3 protein-coding genes and 1 pseudogene are annotated in these 2,113 nt (G+C 61.9%); 1 reads left to right on the forward strand and 3 read right to left on the reverse strand.

What is annotated here, in order from left to right; translation table 11 throughout:
• Window positions 1-182: 182 nt before the first annotated feature.
• The gene (locus tag CKO42_RS26275) at window positions 183-452 is read right to left on the reverse strand and encodes a helix-turn-helix domain-containing protein (protein ID WP_428995749.1); all 270 of its coding nucleotides are present in this window, start codon (window positions 450-452) and stop codon (window positions 183-185) included.
• On the opposite strand from CKO42_RS26275, the gene CKO42_RS28770 reads away from it, so the two are divergent.
• Window positions 451-867, forward strand: coding sequence for a hypothetical protein (locus CKO42_RS28770; RefSeq protein WP_476737492.1), 417 nt, complete (start codon window positions 451-453; stop codon window positions 865-867). The two genes, CKO42_RS26275 and CKO42_RS28770, sit on opposite strands and share 2 nt — an antisense overlap.
• A gap of 3 nt (window positions 868-870) precedes the next feature.
• On the opposite strand, the gene CKO42_RS26285 is transcribed toward CKO42_RS28770, so the two are convergent.
• Together CKO42_RS26285 and CKO42_RS26290 are read right to left on the reverse strand one after the other, a co-directional pair.
• Window positions 871-1,578, reverse strand: a complete 708-nt coding sequence (locus CKO42_RS26285; protein WP_200252349.1) for a hypothetical protein — start codon at window positions 1,576-1,578, stop codon at window positions 871-873.
• A 341-nt stretch (window positions 1,579-1,919) separates the two neighbouring features.
• Window positions 1,920-2,113: pseudogene (locus CKO42_RS26290) on the reverse strand (IS630 family transposase); the annotation flags it as partial.

A 2,113-nucleotide genomic window follows, 5' to 3' on the forward strand; every position in this document is an offset into this window, starting at 1 on the left:
TGATCGAAACCTGCCGCAAACGCGGGCATCTGCCTTGGCCCTATCTGGCCGCCGTCATCACTGAGCGACGCGCTGGCCGCACGGCTCCAGCGTTGCCGGCTCCAATGGCGGGTGTCTGAACGACTACGCCCTGATCAGAGAGGGATCACCACCGCGCGCTTCCTTTCGACTCAGGGGCACGTTCAGGCGATTGACTGAATCCCCTTCTTCTCGATGACGGTCAGCAGCCGAAGCGCTGGCCCGCCGGGACGCTTGACGCCGCGTTCCCAGTCGGAGACCAAGTTCTTGCTGACATTGAGGTAACGCGCAAAAACGGGCTGAGAAAGATGCTCGCGCTCACGCAGGGCGCGGATGGCTTCGGGAGAGAGGGGCTCAACCGGCGTCAGACAAGCGTCATCGAATTCGCGCATAGTCTGCTTGTCGATGGCGCCCACCTCTTGGAGGGCTTCCATGGTTTCATGGATCGAGGCCATCGCGTCGCTACGATACTGTTTCGCCATCCTGTTCAACCTCCGAGAATTGCCCGTTCTGGATCAGCGCAGCGAGTTGCTCGTCCGTCAGTTCAAGGACGTGCCGCGCCGCCTTCTTGAAGGCCGCTTCTTCCTCGTTGCCGATGTTGGCCTGCTGGCTCTTGGCGAATCCGTAGATGAAGAAGGCGCGATGCGTCTGGCGGTAAAAGATCAGGGTCCGGTAGCCTCCTGCTCAGCGGATGTCAATGGCGGCAAACCGCGACATGTTTGCGTCCCAAGCCCAGGCCGCCCGATGCCCTCATTAGTCAACGCAGGGGCGTGCAGATGGACAAGAACCCGGCTCAATTCCGCAACGTCGCCCCCTATGGGCACAGTGATCTCGATGCCTATCGGCTGACTGCTAGCGCTGTAGTCTACCAGCAGTCCAGAAACAGCCTGTCCAACATATCCGCTTTTGTCGCCCCATGCGCGGGGAACAGGTTAGAGGAATCGCCGCCCAAGTGGACATCGCTCTCCGCAACGCTCCGCTTCCCTCCTGCCACCCGCCGGATAGGCCGCCTCCATTATCTCCAGCGCTGTCATGCTTGGCTCGCTTCTGCATCATCGAGCACGTCATCCGGCAACGACACCGCATAGACATGGGTATTCTTACCCTGGATCTTGCGCTGCAGCCGATGCTTGTCGCCGCTGCCCTTGACCAGCCAGCCGGCCCTGCCAGGGCGATCAAGCCTCGCTTCAGATCCTGCCCGCTCAGTGCCTCACGCAGGCCACTGGCCAGAAAGAGATAGGTCACCTGCCCAGTCGCTGGGTCCTCCTCGGTATAACCGGCTCGCTCGCGGATCGGGTGCGCTGAGGTCGCATGGCGCGGCGCGAAACGGCTCTCGCCATGGCGCTCGATGAAGCTGCGCACCGACTCCAGGATCTGCCGATCCTCGGTCTGCCCGCTGCCCTGCTCGCTCTGCCACAGCTGGTAGGCATCCAGCACCGCGTCAGCCGCGCTTCCCGCCGGCCAGCCGGTGATGCCTGCCGCCGTCGCCAACTCACCGGCGGTACCGATCAGGGCCAGCTGCTTGGCAACCCGTGCCGCCTGTCCATGGGTGACCGACATGCACGCCATCAGATGCAGCACGGCCTTGGACAGGGAAAAAACAGCAAAGAGGGGCAGCGATCAGCGTCGCCTGCGGTGGACAGACGCGAGGAGGTCTTGGCGCCGAGTGTCGCGCGTGAGTGGCGGACACAGAGGCGTTGCTGCGTCAGGATCGGTTTGGGGCGACCCCGGACGATGAGGCCAATCGGCTTGGGATGGACGTTGGTGACTCCGAGGGAGTCTTCTGCACGAGGCAGCGAATGGCTACGTTGATGGCGAGCGACCAGCGGCTTCACCCTGCCGCACGGGTATGGGGGAAACGCTAGTGCTTTGCTGTGAAAATCCTGATACCGACCAGCCAATCAAGCCGCGAGTGGCTTCCCGGTATAGGTCCAGCGAAACGGCTTGGCCAGCTTGTCGTTGAAGAAATCAATGAAGTTGGCGAGTTTCTCATGAAGATCATCGACCGAGAGGAAGTTACCGCGGCGGATCACTTTGCGCGCCAAGATGGAGAACCACATCTCGATCTGGTTCAGCCAAGAGGCATGCTTGGGCG

The organism is Lamprobacter modestohalophilus (genome assembly GCF_016583905.1).
Classification (GTDB): domain Bacteria; phylum Pseudomonadota; class Gammaproteobacteria; order Chromatiales; family Chromatiaceae; genus Lamprobacter; species Lamprobacter modestohalophilus.

What these genes read in the sequence shown, in the direction of transcription:
- CKO42_RS28770 (WP_476737492.1), top strand. Translation starts at nt 451, where the DNA reads ATGGTTTCATGGATCGAGGCCATCGCGTCGCTACGATACTGTTTCGCC.
- CKO42_RS26275 (WP_428995749.1), bottom strand. Translation starts at nt 452, where the DNA reads ATGGAAGCCCTCCAAGAGGTGGGCGCCATCGACAAGCAGACTATGCGC.
- CKO42_RS26285 (WP_200252349.1), bottom strand. Translation starts at nt 1,578, where the DNA reads ATGTCGGTCACCCATGGACAGGCGGCACGGGTTGCCAAGCAGCTGGCC.